Below are 21,033 nucleotides of genomic sequence, written 5' to 3' on the forward strand. Positions count from 1 at the left end.
CGAAAACGAGATTTTTTCAAATTCAAAAAACTGCTTGATTCACTATTTGCAACCTTTTTAAATAAATGATTTCCTTTTATAATGCGGCTAAAACATAAACGCTACGGGACTGTCTGAAAAGTCCCTTTTATCGAAGGTAAAAATCGTTGAAGCCCGTGTTTATCATAGCTTTAAAGGTGGCTCTCTATTTCTATGAGTGAATATTTTTGTGAAAGATAATCGCTACTGTCCCAAAAGCCGGCTATGCACGGCTTTTGGGACAGCCTCGCCACCACTAAAAAATACTTAAATGATAATGCTTTGATAGTTCCTCTAAAAACCTCATACCAGCTACGCTATTTCCTACAGCATCAATTGCTGGGCCAAAAATCCCGATACCAATCGTGCCCTGTAATTGTTCAATTTGCGCATCCATTGCAACACATAAAATGCCACCAGAAACACCGCTTTTTGCTGGTAAGCCAACAAATGCTGCAAATTTGCCAGATGCATTGTACATACCGCAAGTAAGCATAAGTGCTTTCGCGATTTTCGCGATTTTAGCATCAAAAATTTGCTGCTTTAATAGCGGGTGATAACCATCGTTTGCAATAACTAAGGCAATCATTGCGAGCTGCTTTACATTAATCAATAAAGCGCATTGCCTTAAATAGGCTTCCAAAGCCATTTCTACATCGCCCTGCAAATAGCCGTTTGCCTTTAAATAATAGGCAATCGCTCGGTTACGGTAGGCTGTTTCCCATTCAGAAGTAAAGACTTCTTCACTCACCTCACATCGTTCATTCGTAATTTTTTGGATAAAGCTTTGCAAATTGCTCACTTTTTCCTCTACCTGCTCACCCGGAAGCATCGATGAAATTGTAATAGCGCCCGCATTAATCATTGGATTAAAGGGTTTGCCTGGCTGATGACTTTCTAGGCGAATAATTGAATTGAAAGGATCGCCTGTTGGCTCTACATCAACATATTTTAGGACTTGTTCAATACCGTATGTTTCACAAACAAAAATAAAGCTAATGACCTTCGAAATGCTCTGTAAAGTAAAAAAATGCTCATAATCTCCTTCTTGAAATGCTCTACCATTCCCATCAATTAATGAAACCGCTAATAGCTTTGGGTCAACATTACTTAATGCTGGTATATATGTAGCAACATGCCCTTCTTTATAAAATGGCTGTGCATCATGAAGAAATTGCTGTAATTGTTGCATCTCTTATTTCCCTCCAAAAATTAATAAATGTCGATTGTCAAGAATAGAATACACCAATTAGACATGAAATAGTATCGCTACTCTATTTTTTAGGAGGTTTACTATGCGTTATATTATTTTTACAATATTATTTTTTATTATTGCGACAGTCGTCAAAATAGATTTACAGGAAGGGACACTGCCCCTTGCTTCCTTTTATGCTCAAGAAGATTGCGAGGAACAAATCGATTACGAATGGCATAATGTTATCGTTCGAGTACAGCCTCGCGATACGATTTACAGCTTATTTGCAGCAACTCCTTCTGATGCTCCATCACCTGAACGCCTTGCTGAATTTTATAAGGCAAATCCACATTTACAACAGCAATCGCTTGTTCCGGGTGAGTTGATAAAATTACCAATTCGCAAACAAAAGGAAAATAAATGTCTTTAAAGCGCTCTCTTTCTGAAACACCGTAGTTAATTCTTGTCCTTGCTTATTTTCACTGCTAAAATAGTGACTGTGAGAGTATTTTTTCGAGCATTCGTTTTGTCATGCAACAACAAATCGTTGTGTTGCGTCATATTACGAAAACTTGAAGGCAGTTGCACAATCGTGCAATTGATTTTTGTAAGCCCAAAAAGGAGAGAATTTATATGAGTGAAATCGTTCACCGTTCCAATACACGCCCCGTACGCGTAGGAAACTTAACAATTGGTGGCAGCAATGAATTATTCATCCAAAGCATGTGTACAACAAAAACACATGATGTGGAGGCAACTGTAGCAGAAATTTTACGTTTAGAGGAAGCAGGCTGCCAAATCGTACGTGTTGCTGTACCAGATGAACGTGCGGCGGATGCAATCGCAGAAATTAAAAAGCGCATCCATATTCCACTTGTTGCAGATATTCATTTCGACTATAAGCTCGCATTGAAGGCAATTGAAAATGGTATAGATAAAGTACGTATTAATCCAGGTAATATCGGTCGTCGTGAAAAAGTAGAGGCGGTTGTAAATGCAGCAAAAGCAAAAAATATTCCTATTCGTATCGGTGTAAATGCTGGTTCATTGGAGCGCCATATTTTAGAAAAATACGGCTATCCTACAGCAGATGGGATGGTTGAATCTGCACTACATCATATTAAAATTTTAGAAGACTTAGATTTCCACGATATTATCGTATCGATGAAAGCATCTGACGTAAACCTTGCAATCGAGGCATATGAAAAAGCAGCAAAAGCATTCGATTACCCATTACATTTAGGTATTACAGAATCGGGTACATTATTTGCAGGTACTGTAAAATCAGCGGCTGGTCTTGGTGCTATTTTATCAAGAGGTATTGGTAACACATTGCGTATTTCCTTATCTGCTGACCCAGTAGAGGAAGTAAAAGTAGCACGTGAGCTATTAAAATCATTTGGTCTTGCTTCTAATATGGCGACACTTATTTCATGTCCAACATGTGGACGCATTGAAATTGATTTAATATCCATCGCTAATGAAGTGGAGGAATATATTTCCACGCTAAATGTTCCATTAAAGGTTGCAGTGCTTGGCTGCGCAGTAAATGGTCCGGGTGAAGCGCGTGAGGCTGATATCGGTATCGCAGGTGCCCGCGGTGAAGGCTTGCTATTTATGAAAGGCAAAACAGTCCGCAAAGTTCCTGAAGAGACGATGGTTGAGGAATTGAAAAAAGAAATCGATAAGCTTGCTGCCGAAATGGCAGAAAAACGAGCAGCGGAAGAAGCTCGTGCTTAATAAGGCGTGATGACAATGACAAAAAAAACGAGATTCGGCATTGATATTGATGGCACTGTTACTTGTCCAGCAACGTTAATTCCACATATTAATAAACAATACAATGTTCATATTACGCTTGACGATGTCGTAGAATATGATTTTTTAAGTGCATTCCCGCATCCTGTCGACCGGGATGAATTTGCTCATTGGTTTGCGACAAATGAGCCTCAGCTTTATGCAGCGAGCGAGCTTGCAGACAATGCGAAATCCATTTTAAATGACTGGAAAAATCGCTACGAGCTATTTTACATTTCTGCACGTGGTGAAAATGTTCTTGATATAACAAAAAATTGGTTTCATACACATGCCATTCCGTATGATCATATCGAATTGATTGGCAGCCATGATAAGTTGTCTACAGCGAAGCAACATGGTGTCGATGTATTTTTCGAGGATAAGCATGACAATGCTGTGATGCTTGCAGAAGAATTAGACATTCCCGTTATTCTATTCGATACACCTTATAATAGGCTTGCAATCCCTAACAAAGTGATTCGCGTGAACAATTGGATTGAAGCAAACGATTGGATTCGTAGAAATTTTTAATGACCTAAAAAGCTGTCGGGGGTAAGTCCGACAGCTTTCTTTTTAGATGTCCAAAATCCCGCGCAACCACCTGTCCACAAAGCTTTCAAATGTAATGCCATATTGATTATAAATTTCGTGATAAACAAAATAAACACCGAGCCTTTCTAGTAGCTCATCATCAATGCGCATACACCCCTGCCCTTTCTAAAACTAGCATACGCACCAGGACTAGCTAATATGAAAAAACTAGCTAAAGGAACGCAATTATAGTCCTAAAGTAATTATTCACCCAATTCCCGTGAAAATCATTATTATTGATACTCCATAATATAATTGTTTCATGTTGAAGCCCTGAAAACACATTACACCAACTACATTACTGGACGGTGAAGTAATATAGTTACTTAGTTTTTTGCAAGGTCACTAAATAAGAATCAATGGCTGTAACAATAAAGTCGTTTAAAATACTGGATGATTTTAGATAATCAAAACGTGTGGCTGTGGAGATCCATAGGTCAAATTGTATGTGAGGGACGATAAAACGATAGAAGCGACATCGTCAGAAGTCTTGCATTGTATTTTGCACAAAAAAACTTGAAAGAAACATCCTTTCAAGTTTTTTATTTTTTGCTATTTTTTCATAATCCGATATAAAAATGCGACAAATTGCGCTCTTGTGACAGGCTCGTTCGGTCTGAATTGGCCGTTATCACCGAGTGTAATCCCTTCGCGCTCTAGCGTCGCAATATAACCAGCACTCCAATGGGAGCTAGCCACATCTACAAAGGAACTTGTGCCTTCTGGTGTTAGCTCAAGCACGCCCACAAGCACTTTAGCTAATTGCGCTCTCGTCATATTTTCTGCTGGGAGAAACGCACCATTTGCCCCGTCTATAATGCCTGCTTGTTGCAATGTTTGAATCGCCTCATAATAAGGGTGTGTGGACGGTACATCCGAGAAACCATCTGCTTCTCTCACTGCATCTAGTGAAAATACTCTTGTTAGTAGCACTGCCACATGCATACGACTAATCGGAGCATTCGGACGGAAAGTACCATCTTCAAAGCCTTGGATAATACCGAGGGCTGTTAGTTCCTCAATCATCTCTTTTGCCCAATGTCTTTCTACATCATGAAATGGTATGATTGGCTGTGCTGGCTGTGAGGGTTCAGGTTGCTCTATAGGTAATGCGGTCCATTTTGCATAGAGCGAAATATTTTCTCGCAAAATCGTTTCCTCTTCCCATCGTTTTGTCAATGCCTCATCTTGATACCAACCTTCAAAGCGATAGCCCTCCCTTATTGGCACAGGTAAATTGCCAACTTTTGTATGAGAGCTTATGTCGATTGGTGCTATCGCTGTGCCACCGTTCGCATGCAATGTGATTCTCACCTTTGTTGGTGGCGAGTAATTATTGTCGTTTAATGTAGGGGCTGGATTACTACCTCCACCTGTTGTTGGTGGATTTGCTGTCCACTCGGCATAAAGTGTGACATTCCCTTGCCCCATTTGGAAGATTGCATTTTCAGCATAAGATATCCCTTTGCCGTCTGCTTGCGTATTCCAGCCCTTGAACGTATAGTTCGTTCGAACAAGCTGACCACTATTGCCCTGCACTGTTGCGCTAGCATTTTCTTCATATGCTTGATGATCCTGTGGCACAGTACCACCTGTTGCCCCGTTTCTATCATAAATCACTGTATATGTTGGATTCATTGTCCATTTCGCATAGAGTGTAATCGCCTCGGTTACGACATTCGTCGCAAAACCCCATTCATCAGTGAATGCCGCATCCTTATACCATCCAACAAATGTATGCCCTTGTTTGCTTGGTGGAGTGGGTTCACTTATCTGCGTATTGTACGGTATTTGCTGTGCGATTACAGCACTGCCACCGTTTGATTCAAAGGTTACTAGATAGGTTTCCACTGTCCATTTCGCATAGAGTAGTTGATTTTGGGTACCCATTATGAAAGTAGTATTTTCAGCATAGTCGAGTCCTTGACCATCCGCCTCAGTATTCCAGCCTTCGAATGTATAGCCTGTTCTTTCTAAAATGCCACTATTATTTTGTACAGTTACAGTGTCGCCCTGTTTATAAGTCATTTGATCAACTGGTCTATTACCTGTCGCGCCGTTTGCATCATAGAATACATGATAAGCAAATTCCGACTCATATGCACCTAAATCGATGAAACTACCTTGAATACGTGGATTGTTTAAAAGGTCAGTTGATTGTGTATTTAACGCATTATTTCCTTTATTAATGGCCGGCGACCCTGCCCGTAATTGATAGTTGTGTTGACTTGGGTCTATAAAAATAGCTTCTGGTGTATACGCAACGGATTGTATATCCGTTGTTGACTGATGGAACTTAGCTAAAATATTCCCACTTTCCTCTACATCCAGTAAACTGTTTTCAATCATCGCGTTAACACTTGAATGAAGCGCTGGCTCGCCATTGTTGCCAGCAATGATACTATTGTCTATTTTTGGACTGCCACCATAGATGGCTCCTTTATTCAGTGTTGTTTCATTACCACTCATTGTGACATTTGTTAGCGTGGGCCTACTACTACTACTACTACTACTACTATTGAACATGCCGCCTCCAGAATGCGCTTCGTTGCTGCTGAATGTCACATTTGTTAGCGTGGGGCTACTACTACTATTGGACATGCCGCCTCCATAATATGTTGCTGTGTTGCGCTTAAAAGTAACATTTGTTAGCGTGGGGCTACTACTACTATTGGACATGCCGCCTCCATAAGTTGCTGCTGTATTGTGCTCAAAAGTGACATGTGTTAGCGTGGGGCTACTATTATAATTGTACATGCCACCTCCATCAGATGCTGTGTTGCCCTCAAAAGTGACATTTGTTAGCGTGGGACTGCTACTACTACTATTGGACATGCCGCCTCCATAAGATGCTGTGTTGCCCTCAAAAGTGACATTTGTTAGCGTGGGACTGCTACTACTATTGTACATGCCGCCTCCAAAATATGTTGCTGTGTTGCTGCTGAATGTCACATGTGTTAGCGTGGGGCTACTACTACTATTGGACATGCCGCCTCCATAATATGTTGCTGTGTTGCTGCTGAATGTCACATGTGTTAGCGTGGGGCTACTACTACTATTAGACATGCCGCCTCCAGCAATTTTTGCTGTGTTACTATCAAATATGACATTTGTTAACCTGGGGCTACCACCAATATTGTACATGCCGCCTCCTTCAGAATATGTTGCTGTGTTGCTACTGAATGTCACACGCGTTAGCGTGGGGCTACTATTATCATTATACATGCCGCCTCCATCAGATGCTGTGTTGCCCTCAAAAGTAACATTTGTTAGCGTGGGGCTACCACCAATATTGTACATGCCGCCTCCTCTAGAATATGGTGCTGTGTTGCTACTGAATGTCACATGCGTTAGCGCGGGGCTACTATTATAATTATGCATGCCGCCTCCATCAGATGCTGTGTTGCCCTCAAAAGTAACATTTGTTAGCGTGGGGCTACTATTATAATTATGCATGCCGCCTCCATCAGATGCTGTGTTGCCCTCAAAAGTAACATTTGTTAGCGTGGGGCTACTATTATAATTATGCATGCCGCCTCCCCTACGATTTATTGCATTTCCCCCCGTAATCGTTACACCGTCTAAAATGGCTGTAGCGTTTAACTGCGAGCCATCCGGATGATAGAATACATGGTAACTATTTCCTGCAGTATCGGTTGGTTTGTTATCAATATCACCACTTAAAATCGTTGGATACTGCTCCCAATCGCGTTCTATTCGCTCGGTTTCTGTACCACTAAAACCTCCGTAAATGGCTACATTATTTTGCATTTGGAAGGTTTTATAGCGATTATCTGTCCCCCCAACTTTTTTTGTCGGTTTATACGTACCTTGTGCTAGCCAAATTTCTACTGCCGTTGCCCCTGCATTTAATTTACTGGATGCTTCATCAAGTGCTGACTGTAAATCGTTATAGGCGGTTGCCCAATCTATGCCACCGCCACCGTTTTCCTTTGCTGCATCGACATAAATAACCGTACTATCCGCTGTCGTTTGTATCATTTGGATGGTAGCACTATCAGGGGAAGCCGTTACCAATTGTTCTACTATAGGACTTTTCGCCGTTTTCCCTGCATAATAAGGCTGACTAGACAAATTCTCAATTGCCATTGTTGGTAAACTACCAAATAACGTTTGCATAAACAAAACAACAATCGCTATAAGTACAAGAGTTAGCTTTGTTTTTCGTTGCATATTTGTTGCTCCTTTCGCTTGATTCTGTTGTCTCGTAGATACATTATATAGTGCGAAGGTTAAAATTAGGTTAAAAAAGTTGATTTATTTTTTCATTACTCCTTGTTGGAAAATGCACCTAAAGCGGTGTTTAGTTGCTTTTCATACAAATGCTATTCAATATTTTGGGCTGTTTATAGAATTGCATGGCTAACATTTTTAAATGACTCCATTAAACAACTTTATTATTTATTCGCCGCAAATAACAAAAGCACAGGAACTCTCGAATTTTAACAAGATTCCTGTGCTTAATTAGGTTTTAAATTGTTTTTTCTAAGCTTTTAATCATATTAACCATATGTGTTTGCGTTTTCACTAGCTTTTGTTCACCTACGTGAACTTCTTCGCTTTCCCTAAAGAAATCTGCAAAATGTTGTCCTTCATATCTTGGCACAACATGCATATGGAAATGTGTTAATTCATCAAAAGCGCCACCGTTTTGACATACAGTAATGCCATCTGGCTGAAACAACGTTTTGATTGTCTTTGATATAAGCTGTGTCGCTTCCATTACTGCAGCTGACATGTTTCTATTAAGCTCATCGAAATAACATACATGTTTTTTAGGCAAGATTAACACATGTCCTTCATTATAAGGGGCGCAATCTAAAATGCAGCATACATGCTCGTTTTCAAATATTACATAAACGGGTGCTTTTTTGTTTGCTAAATGACAGCCTAGACAATTCACTTGCTTACCTCTGAAAACCAAGCCATCAAATCGTTCAACTCCTCCGCGATTACTCCATGCCCATCCGCGTATGTTTTAAAGGTTATTTGTGCGCCGTATTCCTCGAAGAATTCTGCACTAGCTTTGCCCCATGCAAGTGGGTAAACATAATCATACTCCCCATGCGCAATAAACATTTTGACATTGCCTAATGGTAGTTTGCGATATTCCTCTACTACAAATTGAGGGACAAAGCCGCTTAAAACTACAGCCCCGTGAAGCGTATCGCCCATTATAACAGTTAAAGCCTGAACAAGTGCTGCGCCTTGGTTGAAGCCCATGACATATAGCGCTTCCTTTTTCAATGAAAACTCTACGATTGCTTCTTCAATAAATTGTTTTGTAAATTGTACAACTTGGTCAAAGACATCCTGATTCGGTAGACCTTCCTCTTCAAATGTATAAAAGGCGTAGCCTGGTGGATGCGTAATCGGACCGCGCAAGCTAAAAATATGACAGTCAAACGGCATGTTTTCAACAAGTTGTAATAAATCTTGCTCATTGCTACCTAAGCCGTGCAATAAAAAGATAGCGGGCTTTTCGCCCGTTTCCTTTGGTGCTATATGTGTAAATATATATGGTGATTTCATCGCTACTTTCTCCTATTCTGTTAATTCCATGCGATTGACAAACTGATCAGCATAATAGGCTACATAGCCCTCAATAATTTTTAATGTTTCCTCAAAATCTCCCTCTAACACTACGTTTGCCTGTGGCTGTATTGTTAAATAGGTTAAAAAATCATAGCGCAGCGAGTGCTCTACTGATGCATACGCATAATCATAGATAACTGCTTCCTCTGTGACATTTAAGGCCTTATATTGGCTATGGAATAATTTTGTATAATCCTCCATTTTTTCAGAAACAAATTGGCGGATGCGCATTTGCTGTGCGAGCGATTCGCTTTCAATATAGGACACTGCTGGCACTTGTCCTTGTCCATATGTAGCGCGTAAAATTTTTATCCATGCTGCTTTATTTTCAACAAAGTACGTAATATTTAACATTAAACGGTCAAAAAAGTCTTGCTCATTTGCCGCGGACTCTTTTTTAGTAGCAATATTTTGTTTAATTGTTTTTTCGAATTGTGCTACATCTGCTTTTTGTGTTAGCAGAAACATTAATTCTTCAATATAATGGTTTACTTCTTGCTGTGTTCGCAAACTCTACACTCCCTTTTACGTTAAAAAATATATTGTCTCATATTTTCAAGTGTGTTTTCAATCGCACCCTTTAATGACTTTTGTTCCTGACGACAACAGGCCAATGCATCTTCCAATGCAATAAGTGCTTGCTCTAAAAACGCATCATGTTGCAAGCTTTTATATAGCTCTACTAAAATAAGTGCCCGATTCCAATGCCAGCGAGCATTTTGTTCATCTAAGTCAATCGCTCGCTCCAAATAGCCTAATATCTCAAACGGTGTGTAATCTAAGCGCTGCATTGTTTGCGCTGCTAAACCATAATAAACAGCTTTATTTGGATTATATTTAACAGCCTGTAAAAAGCAATGAACACTTTCCTCATAATGATGTGCAAATAAAAAAAGCTGTGCTTGTGTAAAAAAGGATTGCGCTCGCTCTTGGTCTGTTCCAGTACGCGCGCGTTCTTCAAGTTGACGTGTTCTTGCTACAAACTGCTCTTCCTCAGTAATTTCGCGAATAGCTAATACTTCGTCCTGCTCGACATATGTCTCATCTGCCCTCTCGATTGCTTGCTCTTCACGCATTGTATAGCGAGGAATATTTGCTAATTGATAACGTTCATACAATGCAATCACCTGCTGTGCAAATGGTGAATCTTGCTGCAACTGCGCCTTTTGAAAGCAGGCATGTAATTGTCCATTATAAAATAATTGCTCCAGTTTCAATACTTTTCACTCCCTATCTTTTTAGTATACATGATTCAAGCAAAAATTTTTTAATAAAATTATTAATCCCTACTTGACTAATACACTTTATAGGAATAGAATACAATATGCTAAGTAAATATAACTAGGAGGTTATTATTAATGAATTTCATTGTACTGATAAATATTATCGCATTACTTGTGTTAATCGGTATTTTATATGCTTTAAAGAAAAAGAATATTAAATTTTCAACACGTGTCTTTATCGCATTAGGTTTAGGTATTTTGCTTGGGGCAGTGTTACAGTTTATTTATGGCTCCGGTGCTGAGGAAGTAGTAAATACAGTTCCTTGGTATAATATTATCGGAACAGGCTATGTCAAATTATTGCAAATGATTGCTATGCCACTTATTTTTATTTCTATTTTAGTAGCATTCACAAAAATGAAGGTTGGTAAAAACTTCGGAAAAATGGCTGCACTCATTTTAGCTATTTTAATTGGAACAACAGCAATTTCAGCAGCGGTTGGTATTACAACAACAGCCGTTTTTAATCTAGATGCAACACAAATATTACAAGGTGATGCAGAAGTTGCACGTGGTGAATCACTCGTAGAACGCTCTGAATCTTTAGCTGCGGCATCGCTACCACAGCAAATTGTGGAATTATTCCCAGCCAATCCATTCGCTGACTTAACAGGGTCTCGTTCAACTTCAACAATTGCTGTCGTTATTTTCTCTGCATTTTTAGGCTTTGCTTATTTATCAGTGTCACGTAGAGATCAGGAAACTGCAGCAACAATAAAAAAAGGTATTGACGCTATTTATGCCCTTATTATGGGGGTTGTGCGCATTGTACTTCGCTTAACGCCATATGGTATTTTAGCAATTATGGCACGCACTGTTGCTACAAGTGATTTTGGGGCAATTTTCAATTTAGGTAAATTCGTTATTGCCTCATACGTTGCATTAATTATTGTGTTTATCATTCATTTGTTGATTATTACATTAACAGGTTTAAACCCATTCACATATGTGAAAAAAGCAGCGGAAACGCTATTATTCGCTTTTACATCTCGTACGAGCGCAGGTGCTTTGCCATTAAATATTCAAACACAAACAGGCCGCTTAGGGGTTCCAGAAGGAATTGCAAACTTCTCCGCTTCTTTCGGTCTATCTATCGGACAAAACGGTTGTGCTGGTGTGTACCCTGCTATGCTAGCTATTATGATTGCACCGACTGTCGGTATTAATCCGCTCAGTCCAGTCTTTATTGCAACAGTTATTATCGTTGTAGCAATTAGTTCATTCGGTGTTGCAGGCGTTGGTGGTGGAGCAACATTTGCCGCTATTTTAGTACTATCTGCACTTGATTTACCAATTGCCCTTGCAGGTGTTTTAATTTCTGTTGAACCACTAATTGATATGGGGCGTACAGCATTAAACGTAAGTGGTTCGATGACAGCAGGTGTAGCTACAGCTCGTGTAACAGGAGAACTTGATAAAGAAGCCTATGATACACCCTCAGCTACTAAACAACTAATCGATGCATAATAAAAGCGTCCAAAGCGCTCGCTCGATAAAATAACAAAGGTTTCTATGAAAATAGGAAAATATTAAGTATAACAAATTTCCTTCGTATAAAATGAAGAAGTAAAAATTGAATTTTTATTGTAGACGAAAAATGGGAGCGTCTAATAAGTCGGCAACTATGCGACTCATTAGACAGCCCCATTTTTATTTTAATGAAGCTTCTGGAAAGTAAGTTTTTCATTTCTTCTCTTTCGCTTAGAAGAAACATTACTAAATCATCCATTTTCAAAGAATCCCCTCACTATTCTACCAAGTGAGCATTTTGACAAAATCCCATCGAAAACGTTCAAAAGGACGACTAACACACGGTCTTTTGAACGCTAAACTGCAACTCTTGTACTAAATTCAGGTAAATATATTGCATAAAAAATTGGAAACGATACAATAGTGGTAAAGATTAGTAAGCCGAGTGAGGTGAGCAAGGATGTTTGAGACAGTTACAGCTGAAAAAAGTTTATTATTTCTAGAAGATGATTTATTAGTAAATGAGTTTAAAGCGTTAGCAAGAAAATTACCGCAATATCATTCAATTCCACAAGCGGGAACCATTAGCTCAAACGATGTTTGGGTTGCTGCATTTAATATTTGGCTACTCTTGCAACCAGATGAATATCTCATTTTGGAATCAGTAGAAAAAACACTCTATTATTCAAGCAATTTTATCATTTTAGATGAATTAAAAAATGATCATTATTTCAAATTTATTAAAACACATCCTGATATAGCTACCGAGTTACTATTCATTACAGCACTTTATCTTGCAGAAGCTTTAAGCCAATGGCTAACAGAAGTATTATTAGCAGAAAACCGCGAGGATATTATTATTCGCAATAGACGTCGCTCCTATTTTGAGGCACACAAAGGCAGCGACGAAGAGGTTCGTCAATTCGTGGAAGATCAAGCAGCCATCGTCAAAATCATCATGCCGATTTTGACGAAAGAAAACACGCTAGAGCGCCTTATTAAAAATAGCTACGATGAGGCTTCAACGCACTTCCATAAAAAAAATATTGTGGTGGAAAATTAAACTATATGTCAATGGAACTACATGGAATCAATTATGATTTATGTAGTTTTTTTAACGTTTCTCAGCAATATTTTTTGTACCGAAAGCGTAGCGACAGGTACACAGGTATGAGGCCAATTTCAGCGGGTGTCCAAACACTCGCTGAAATTTAAGCCTCCGGCGGATGTCAGGGATTTTGAATTGTGCAAGCATCGTTCAAAATCCCAACGCAATTACGCCAAGGCGTAATTGATTAAAGTTTTAATATGTATAAGAAAAAATTACTAGTCAGATGCATGCTTTTTCATTACACTAAACTATAACGAGCATTATTTTTATAGGCTACAAAGAGGAGGCTATATATGATAAACAAACAAATTGAACAAGTGACAGACCAACATGTTGTAAAATCTTTAGAAAAAAATCTAGCAATTGTCCGCTTTAATCTAAATCATGATGTTGAATATGTAAATGAGCAGTTTGCTGCGATGCTCGGCTACAAAGCAACACAATTAATCGGGGTAAATCATAGCCAATTTTGCTTTCCTGAATTTTCTGAAAGCCCTTCATATAAAGAGTTTTGGAGACATATAGAACAAGGGAACTCTTATAAAGACAAAGTTATACGAAAACATGTTTCTGGAGAAAAAATATGGCTAGAAGTAACTTATATGCCTATTTTCTCTGATAATGGTCGTCAAGTGATTGGTGTTAGTAAAATCGCTTTAAACATTACAGAAAGAATGGAAAATGTGAATTCTTTAGCAAATCAACTAAAAGATATGTCGGAAACATTAAATGAAAAATCCCAAATCGGCCATAATGATAGCATCACTTTGCTGAGCAACATTGAGCATATCGAGGAAGAGTCAACAATAAATCAACAAAATTTGCAAGCTTTACAGCGAGAAGCGGAGTCCATTACCAATGTCGTCAAAACCATTCGCGATATTGCTGCACAAACAAATTTACTTGCGCTAAATGCGGCAATTGAGGCCGCTCGTGCAGGTGAGCATGGCAAAGGATTCAATGTTGTCGCTCAGGAAGTACGCAATCTATCAACAAAGGTTTCACAGTCGATTGGCGAAGTAAAGGATAATGTTGACCGTATTATTGATAGAATAAATTCCGTCACGACTAGTATTGATGCTATAACAAAAAGTGTGCAGGGCAGCACAGAGCAAATTGAAAAAACAGTAAATCACTTTCAATATATTGCCCAAACTGCTGAATCATTGGAAAAAAACACAAATGAATTTATTGAGAGAATTTAAAGGGGTTGTACGCTAATGCTTCAACTTTATATGAATAACGAGCATTTTTTAGCTGGAATAACACTGAAGAACGATAGCATGGAATCCAATAATATGGCATTTTACACATCTGAAAGCCCACTGACTGTTCTTCAAAATCGCCAGCAACTTGCTAACGAAATTGGCTATTTACTAAAAGATTTTGTTTGCCCAGAACAAACACATAGTGCAAACTTTCAAAAGATAACGAAATCCCAAAAAGGTAACGGCGCAGAAAATCAAGCATCTGCCATCCCGCAAACGGATGCCCTGTATACGTATGAGCAAGGAATTGTACTCGCGATTTTTACAGCAGATTGCGTGCCTGTTATCATAACGAATGCCACAACAGGTTTATGTGCCGTAATTCATAGTGGCTGGCAAGGAACTGTGAAAGAAATTACAGCAAAATTGCTACAAAAATTAATGGAGGAAGGAAACAACCCTACTGATTTTCACGTGCAAATTGGCATGGCGTTAAGTCAGCAACGCTTTGAAGTAGATGCAGATGTATATAAGCAGTTTCAAGCGCTTGGCTATGCTGATGATTTTATGTACTTTCATAAGCCAACAAAAAAATATCATATCGACAATCAATTCACCGTACGACAGCAATGTCTACTAGCTGGTGTGCCAACAGAAAATATACAGCTCGACCGAACATGTACATACGACGCAGCACATGGCTTCTCCTACCGCCAACAAAAAACTTGTGGTAGACATATGATTTTTGTTGTACGTAAATAAAATAGAAAAGCCGCCTGAAATCAAAATTCCGATTTCAGGCGGTTTTTTTAAAGAAATTTGCAAAACTGTAATCAAGATAACATACATTGACATACAATACACTATACTGTACTATACACAGTATATAAGGAGTGGATTATATGAGCTCGTTAATTGATTCTTTCACAATAGAATTGAGACGCGGCACGTTGACTTTAGCCGTCTTAAGCCAATTACAAACACCTCAGTATGGCTATTCACTTGTTCAGCGCTTAGAACAAGCAGGCGTTAGTATTGAACAAAACACGCTATATCCCCTGCTAAGACGTTTAGAAAAGCAAGAACTTGTCACAAGTAGTTGGGATACAACTGAAAGCAGACCACGTAAATATTACGTAATTAGCAATTATGGCAATGAAATTTTTGAGCAGCTAAAAACAGAATGGCTAACTTTAGCAAGTGAATTAAATACTTTGTTACAAGGAGATGATAAATAATGAAGTTAATTGAAGCGTATGTGTATGAGGTAACACGTAGATTACCTAAAAAAAGCCGAAATGATATTGCACTTGAGCTGACATCAACAATTGAAGATATGCTACCAGACAATTACAGTGCAGACGATATTAAGCTTGCTTTAGAAAAGCTTGGTAGCCCTGCTCATCTTGCTGCAAATTATCGTGATGAAGCGCGTTATTTAATTGGACCTTCGCTGTATGATTCATACGTCGATACAATTAAATTGATATTGCCATGGGCACTATTAATAACGCTTATTGTGCAAGTCGTCCAAAATATTTTATTACTTAATGAAGTACAATCTATTCTAGCAATTTTAATTAAATTTGTGAGTTTTAGTATTGTAGATTTAATCATGGTGGCATTGCATGTGTTGTTTTGGATAACAATTACTTTTGTTATTTTAGAGCGTAGCGGTGTTAGAAATTTAACGGTGAATGAAGAATGGACAGTAGAGGAGTTAGACAAAGTACAAATAATTCCTGATAAAAAAGGAATTTCTATCGGTGAAATATTATTTGAATTTGGCTGGTTTATTATTTTTACGATTTGTTATTTCACAGCAGGGCATTTTATCGGTATACACCAAACTACTGACAGTGGTAATTTGCTGTTCGTTATGCCTATTTTCCAGCAACAAACTTTGTTGGCATTCGCCCCATTTTTCCTACTAGCTATTGCATTGGAAATTGTGCTACTTTTATACAAACTGAAGCTTCGGGTATGGACAATGAATATGGCCATAGCAAATCTTATAATTAAATTAATTAGTGTTGTCATTTTTATTATTATCATTCGCAACACAAATTTAATAAATGCTGAGCTTGCTCCTTATTTAGCTAATTTAATGAATATCGCTACTATAAAAATCGAGCAAAGTCTAAGCTACATCGTTATTTTGACAATAATTACAATTATCATTACAACTTGTATTGATATTTATAAAGGCTTTCATAAAGCAAAAATATAACTTACATCATTCTCCCAAGTGGTCCATCTTCTACTACGATATCGGCAAGTTCATACACCGAAATTGGGAACATTGGTAAGCCATAATAATACGGTGCCAAATCGTATAATTGGAAGAAAATAACGAGTGTTTTATCTGCAATATAGAAAAATTGATTTGGTGAAATGGTCGTAAATGGCTCAATTACTGGGATATTGCGCTCTTTTATTTGCTCCTTAATATGCCGAGATATGACGTTGACATAATCGCTATTTGGTTTAAATAAATCTTTCAACTGACATAGCTCTCCTTTTTTCAAGTCAAATGTCAGCGGTTGAACAACCGTCATCCCATGTGCGGCATGATAAAAATAAACATAGTTCGATAGCGTTAAGCTGAGCACATCGCGCTGATTATTTTTCAGCTCATATGTGCCTAGCATTTGCTCGATTGTAGAAGGCATACTACCTGCTTGTTTATTTATTAATTGCTGCGTTTCATGGACGATTGTTTGATTAATAAAAAATTGTAATGAAGGATTATGCATTTGTATTGCTTGAGGATAGTAAATAATTTGCTGTGGCGTATTTTGGACAGTATGCGTTTGCGTTGTCACTGGAAATGTAAAAGACAAAAAAACCAACTCTTTTCTCATTTTTGACATTGTATGCTAGTCAAAAGTCTTTTATCCATGAGGGACGTCCGAAAAACGTGCGGAGCACTGCTTCTCGGACGTTTTATTAAACTTAAAAAAGTACAGTAGCTCGTTTCAAAAGAGTGTAAACAGTAAATCTAACATCTTCACCCTTCCGTTTATAATGAATAAGTAAAATTATATTTTCATCGTACTAAATATAATTCATTCGTTTTAGAAAGCCTCGATTTTTTCTAAACGATAAATCGGCGCCGATATCGCTTGATATAACTGCTCAATATTAGTTTCTTCGACAGCAACAAGAATAGCTGTTGCGGGACCAGCGGAGCTCTTCATATCTACAGTGCAGTCAAATCGTTGCCCTGTAAACGCAGTGATTTCCACACTGATTCCTTTAGAGCCACAGGGCCATAATGCTTTAATAACATCTGCCTGTAACAGTGTATAAAGCTCGCGTAAATTTGCCACATCTTGTCTATGCTCCATTACTTGCTGCCCTACTAAAGGTTGCCCAATTACAAAGTAGTGGCAATTTACAATTGTTGGTGTAAACTTCCTTTTTCCAATCATCGTTAAGCTTAAGCCTGATTGCAACGCAGAAAAATTGGATTCTGTTGAGCCTACAATTGGTGGTAAGTCTTTTCCGATTTCTTCAAATTGTCGCTGACAGCCCCTCACATAGTCAGCCCAAGCAGTTTCTCCTGTAAAGTTCGCTAATACTAAATGACTTGGCTCGGCTCCAGCGCACCATTGCTCTAAAAGTGCCACTCGCGTTGCAAAATAAGCGACAATTTCATTCGGCACTTGAACATAGTCAGCATCTTTTTCACCGATACACCCTGAATTGTCTATTGTTAAAATGGTTGTGGAATCAAGCCGGATAGCGTTTCGCATTGCTTACCCCTCCCATTTCACCATTTTTTTCACACGTTGGAGTACAGGAGCACAGACAATAGCCACTCCAATATTAATGACTGTAGCAAGCAATAAACCCGGCAATGCACCGATGTAAAAGGCTGGTGAAATTAAAAAATAAAATGGTAATGCAGCTATAAAACCATTTGCGACAAGCATCCAAGCCCATTTCGTTTTAGCAAAGCCCGCTTTATGTAAACGTGCAAAAATCCAAATAATCGTGAACATTTCAAATGCAATAATAGCATGAAATGAGCCGAACGGCATTCCTGAGCTTAGCGCTGTTGCCAGATGTCCTAAAGCACCCACAAAGCCTGCATAAATAGGCGGCAGCACAAAGGCGGCTAATAATGCTGGAGCCGAATCAAGCGCGGCTGACGCGATAAAAACAGGTATTTTAACAAGCCCTCCTATTGCGCATAAGGCTGCTAATAATGCCGTTAAAACGATAAAACGTAAATTTTCTCTCGTCATAGTCCCTTCTCCTTTACTATTTGCGGAATACCGTACCAAATGCGTGTCACTTGCTCGCTATATGCAAACATCGCTTGATACAATCTACCACAAGTATCTCGTAGAAATCGCTGCTCTCTCTCTAGTGGGACAATGCCTCTTCCCATATCTGTACAAATACATACTACTGTTGCCTGAGCATCTAGCTGCTGCAATTTCTCCATTAATATAGCTACAATTTCATCCTCTGTTAAATGGGCAAGCCGCTTGACCATTTCTTCAAAGCGTCCTAGGATTACAACATCTTGCTGCCTAAAAGCAGTCGGCTCTGGTAAATGTCCCTCAAAAATATGCTGCTGTTTATAATGCTGTCTTACATACTGTCGTTTACCATTATAGGCACCTCCGATATAGACGTGCATCGCTCTCCCTCCTTCCATGCAGAAAAATGTGACCAATAGCAGCTATATAGTAGATGATGCTCTGCATGTAGGCCTTCAAATGGCTGCTGTGAAAACTGTGCCAACAATAAACGAATCACCCCTCCATGTACAACGAAGGTATACTGACCTGGCCCTGTAATAATTTGTTGTACAGCATGCCCTACTCGTTCTTTTAACGCTTGAAAGCTTTCACCAGATGGAGGTGTTACTTGCGCAGGATTTGCTAACCATTTTCTATAGTGTGGGTCGTCTTTTAATTGCTCATATGTTTTCATTTCAAACTGCCCAAAATCAAGCTCACGTAAATCCGCGCTCGCCTCATAAGGTACTTGCGGAAAATAGCAGGCTGCCGTCTGCTGACAGCGTTTTAAGTCACTTCCATAAACAATGGTAGGCTGTACGGCAATGTGCACCGGCTGCAATGGCAAAATTGGTTCATCCGTATGCCCAATATATTTTCGTTCAGTATTCGCCTGCGTTTTACCGTGACGAATTAAATGAATAGTAATAGCGTCCCCCATAGCACAAGCTCCATCCCTTCATAAAGTGCACCAAGTAAGTCCCCTGTCATTCCTGCAAAGTTTTTATTTGACCAATGGCGATAGAAAAGCAGGCTACATAGCATCATAATATATAAAGCAAGTAGTGACCAGTCGCCCATATACAGTGCAAAGCTAATGACAAGCAGGCTATAAAAAACACAGGCTACAATTACTGCTCTTGTCTGCACTCGCTCCTTAAAATAAGCAGCTAATCCTGTTGTTTTTGCGCTTTTCATTGTAATGAAATAAAGTAGCATCGCAACACGTGCTAAAAGAGGAATTGCAATAAAGTAAAAAAGATTAATTTCACGTAATAAAGCCTCATAGAGAAATCCCACTTTTAGCAATAATAAACAGACAACTGCTAAAACACCAAAGGCTCCTACCCTTGGGTCCTCTAAAATTGTTAAACGCTTTTCTGTATCACGATAGGAAAAAAAAGCATCGCTTGTGTCGATAAACCCATCTGTATGTATACCACCTGTTATGACAATCATACCTACGACTAAAATGGCGGCTGTTAATAATGGCGATAATTGTAGCCAGTAATTATTTATAGTCAAAAATCCTATAAGCGCTCCACCCGTCAATAAGCTAAGAAGAGGCATAAGTATATACATGGCTGTCACATTTTTTTTCGTTAAAGATAGTTCTCGCTTAATTGGCAGCACGCTAAAAAACTGCAAGCTAAGGAGTAGCCCTGTTAAGAAATGCTTCATTTTTACCTCCTCTTACTTCCAACGCTTACTTAATCGATGGTCTATTTCATAGGCTTCATCACATTGTGCCACAATCCATTGATGAAGCTCGCCTAATAATTGCTTATATAATTCTGTTTCTTCATATTGCGATGCTGGCTCGTCTAATACCTCATTAGAAACAAGTAAAATAATTATATCTTGTTCTTTCCACTTTTCAATATATTGCTTGAATGATTTAATGTAATGTGAAATGGCATGAGCTTGTTTATTATTTGAGCTTGTTTTATATATCACATTCCCTAGCCATGTTGTTAAGCAATCCCATAGCACAACCTTAGCATTCCCAAATACGAATAGCTCTTCTTCTAATACATCTGGTATTTCGAGCGTATGCCAAATAGCCTCGCTAGCTTCTCGGTCTGCTTGGTGTCTGGCAATTCTTGTTTGCATTTCCGCATCAAAGGCTACTCCTGACGCAATATAGGTCAAAGAACGGCTATCATTAGTTGCCGCAAGCTGCTGTGCATATTGCTCCGCGAATGCGCTTTTCCCACTGCGAACACCGCCTGTCACAAATATTAAACGTCCCATCATCCCACCACCAAAATAGTTAATGCTAAAAAGGGGGCTGCCCGAAAAGCTAATATCTTTTCGGACAGCCCCACTGATGTATTGAATACCCACAAAAAATCCCCTGCCTCTGCGGTGGCCACAATACTCCATCGCAAAGGAATCATCTATCAATGACGCCTCGGCAACTTTAGGTCAGATTTTTTTCAAGCTTGCTCGAAAACACCTCTTAAAATCTGTAATATCCACCGAAGCT

Annotated in this window: 22 protein-coding genes; 9 read left to right on the forward strand and 13 right to left on the reverse strand. The window is 38.9% G+C overall.

Features of this window, described 5'->3' with window-relative positions; translation table 11 throughout:
• Window positions 1–274: 274 nt before the first annotated feature.
• Window positions 275–1,210 carry a glutaminase A gene (gene glsA / locus MHB51_RS04555; RefSeq protein WP_066163858.1) on the reverse strand — a complete coding sequence of 312 codons (936 nt, stop codon included), beginning with the start codon at window positions 1,208–1,210 and terminating at the stop codon, window positions 275–277.
• A 103-nt stretch (window positions 1,211–1,313) separates the two neighbouring features.
• On the opposite strand from glsA, the gene MHB51_RS04560 reads away from it, so the two are divergent.
• From MHB51_RS04560 to MHB51_RS04570, 3 genes are all read left to right on the forward strand, one after another.
• Window positions 1,314–1,643, forward strand: coding sequence for a hypothetical protein (locus MHB51_RS04560; protein ID WP_066163862.1), 330 nt, complete (start codon window positions 1,314–1,316; stop codon window positions 1,641–1,643).
• Window positions 1,644–1,846: 203 nt separating this feature from the next.
• Window positions 1,847–2,953 carry a flavodoxin-dependent (E)-4-hydroxy-3-methylbut-2-enyl-diphosphate synthase gene (ispG, locus tag MHB51_RS04565; RefSeq protein WP_066163865.1) on the forward strand — a complete coding sequence of 369 codons (1,107 nt, stop codon included), beginning with the start codon at window positions 1,847–1,849 and terminating at the stop codon, window positions 2,951–2,953.
• A 15-nt stretch (window positions 2,954–2,968) separates the two neighbouring features.
• Window positions 2,969–3,541, forward strand: a complete 573-nt coding sequence (locus tag MHB51_RS04570) for a hypothetical protein (protein ID WP_066163869.1) — start codon at window positions 2,969–2,971, stop codon at window positions 3,539–3,541.
• 612 nt (window positions 3,542–4,153) lie between these two features.
• Here the strand turns inward: MHB51_RS04570 and MHB51_RS04575 are convergent.
• The 5 genes from MHB51_RS04575 to MHB51_RS04595 all read right to left on the reverse strand — a co-directional run bounded on the left by MHB51_RS04575 (window position 4,154) and on the right by MHB51_RS04595 (window position 10,434).
• A complete protein-coding gene (locus MHB51_RS04575; protein WP_342559085.1) occupies window positions 4,154–7,795 on the reverse strand; it encodes an InlB B-repeat-containing protein in 3,642 nt (1,213 codons plus the stop codon).
• A 298-nt stretch (window positions 7,796–8,093) separates the two neighbouring features.
• Window positions 8,094–8,525, reverse strand: a complete 432-nt coding sequence (locus MHB51_RS04580; protein ID WP_342559086.1) for an HIT family protein — start codon at window positions 8,523–8,525, stop codon at window positions 8,094–8,096.
• Window positions 8,522–9,154 (reverse strand): esterase, encoded by a 633-nt coding sequence (locus tag MHB51_RS04585; protein WP_342559087.1) that lies wholly within the window; start codon window positions 9,152–9,154, stop codon window positions 8,522–8,524. Before MHB51_RS04585 ends, MHB51_RS04580 begins: the two co-directional genes overlap by 4 nt.
• A gap of 12 nt (window positions 9,155–9,166) precedes the next feature.
• Entirely contained in the window at window positions 9,167–9,727 is a 561-nt protein-coding gene (locus MHB51_RS04590; RefSeq protein WP_342472659.1) for a DNA helicase, read from the reverse strand.
• Window positions 9,728–9,747: 20 nt separating this feature from the next.
• Window positions 9,748–10,434 carry an O-linked GlcNAc transferase gene (locus MHB51_RS04595; protein WP_342472660.1) on the reverse strand — a complete coding sequence of 229 codons (687 nt, stop codon included), beginning with the start codon at window positions 10,432–10,434 and terminating at the stop codon, window positions 9,748–9,750.
• Between the two features lie 141 nt (window positions 10,435–10,575).
• Between MHB51_RS04595 and MHB51_RS04600 the strand changes: the two genes are divergently transcribed.
• The 6 genes from MHB51_RS04600 to MHB51_RS04625 all read left to right on the forward strand — a co-directional run bounded on the left by MHB51_RS04600 (window position 10,576) and on the right by MHB51_RS04625 (window position 16,519).
• Window positions 10,576–11,967 (forward strand): L-cystine transporter, encoded by a 1,392-nt coding sequence (locus tag MHB51_RS04600; protein WP_066163881.1) that lies wholly within the window; start codon window positions 10,576–10,578, stop codon window positions 11,965–11,967.
• Between the two features lie 463 nt (window positions 11,968–12,430).
• On the forward strand, window positions 12,431–13,033 hold the full coding sequence (locus MHB51_RS04605) for a hypothetical protein (protein WP_066163883.1): 603 nt from the start codon (window positions 12,431–12,433) through the stop codon (window positions 13,031–13,033).
• Between the two features lie 341 nt (window positions 13,034–13,374).
• Complete coding sequence (locus MHB51_RS04610; protein WP_342559088.1) at window positions 13,375–14,286, forward strand: methyl-accepting chemotaxis protein; 912 nt, start codon at window positions 13,375–13,377, stop codon at window positions 14,284–14,286.
• 15 nt (window positions 14,287–14,301) lie between these two features.
• The gene (pgeF, locus tag MHB51_RS04615) at window positions 14,302–15,051 is read left to right on the forward strand and encodes a peptidoglycan editing factor PgeF (protein ID WP_342559089.1); all 750 of its coding nucleotides are present in this window, start codon (window positions 14,302–14,304) and stop codon (window positions 15,049–15,051) included.
• A 140-nt stretch (window positions 15,052–15,191) separates the two neighbouring features.
• On the forward strand, window positions 15,192–15,527 hold the full coding sequence (locus MHB51_RS04620) for a PadR family transcriptional regulator (protein WP_066163891.1): 336 nt from the start codon (window positions 15,192–15,194) through the stop codon (window positions 15,525–15,527).
• Complete coding sequence (locus MHB51_RS04625; protein WP_066163893.1) at window positions 15,527–16,519, forward strand: hypothetical protein; 993 nt, start codon at window positions 15,527–15,529, stop codon at window positions 16,517–16,519. Before MHB51_RS04620 ends, MHB51_RS04625 begins: the two co-directional genes overlap by 1 nt.
• Window position 16,520: 1 nt before the next feature.
• Here the strand turns inward: MHB51_RS04625 and MHB51_RS04630 are convergent, their stop codons facing one another.
• The 7 genes from MHB51_RS04630 to MHB51_RS04660 form a co-directional block, all read right to left on the reverse strand.
• Window positions 16,521–17,114 (reverse strand): DUF3298 domain-containing protein, encoded by a 594-nt coding sequence (locus tag MHB51_RS04630; protein ID WP_342559090.1) that lies wholly within the window; start codon window positions 17,112–17,114, stop codon window positions 16,521–16,523.
• 252 nt (window positions 17,115–17,366) lie between these two features.
• Entirely contained in the window at window positions 17,367–18,047 is a 681-nt protein-coding gene (locus MHB51_RS04635) for a hypothetical protein (protein WP_342559091.1), read from the reverse strand.
• A 3-nt stretch (window positions 18,048–18,050) separates the two neighbouring features.
• Complete coding sequence (locus MHB51_RS04640; protein ID WP_342559092.1) at window positions 18,051–18,542, reverse strand: ECF transporter S component; 492 nt, start codon at window positions 18,540–18,542, stop codon at window positions 18,051–18,053.
• Window positions 18,539–18,943, reverse strand: a complete 405-nt coding sequence (locus MHB51_RS04645) for a bifunctional adenosylcobinamide kinase/adenosylcobinamide-phosphate guanylyltransferase (protein ID WP_342559093.1) — start codon at window positions 18,941–18,943, stop codon at window positions 18,539–18,541. The genes MHB51_RS04640 and MHB51_RS04645 overlap by 4 nt, the downstream gene beginning before the upstream one ends.
• Window positions 18,895–19,485, reverse strand: a complete 591-nt coding sequence (locus MHB51_RS04650) for a histidine phosphatase family protein (protein WP_342559094.1) — start codon at window positions 19,483–19,485, stop codon at window positions 18,895–18,897. Before MHB51_RS04650 ends, MHB51_RS04645 begins: the two co-directional genes overlap by 49 nt.
• On the reverse strand, window positions 19,458–20,225 hold the full coding sequence (gene cobS / locus MHB51_RS04655; protein WP_342559095.1) for an adenosylcobinamide-GDP ribazoletransferase: 768 nt from the start codon (window positions 20,223–20,225) through the stop codon (window positions 19,458–19,460). Before cobS ends, MHB51_RS04650 begins: the two co-directional genes overlap by 28 nt.
• 12 nt (window positions 20,226–20,237) lie before the next feature.
• The gene (locus tag MHB51_RS04660; protein ID WP_342559096.1) at window positions 20,238–20,891 is read right to left on the reverse strand and encodes a bifunctional adenosylcobinamide kinase/adenosylcobinamide-phosphate guanylyltransferase; all 654 of its coding nucleotides are present in this window, start codon (window positions 20,889–20,891) and stop codon (window positions 20,238–20,240) included.
• Between the last annotated feature and the right edge of the window lie 142 nt (window positions 20,892–21,033).

Source organism: Metasolibacillus sp. FSL K6-0083 (assembly GCF_038630865.1).
Lineage (GTDB): Bacteria > Bacillota > Bacilli > Bacillales_A > Planococcaceae > Metasolibacillus > Metasolibacillus fluoroglycofenilyticus.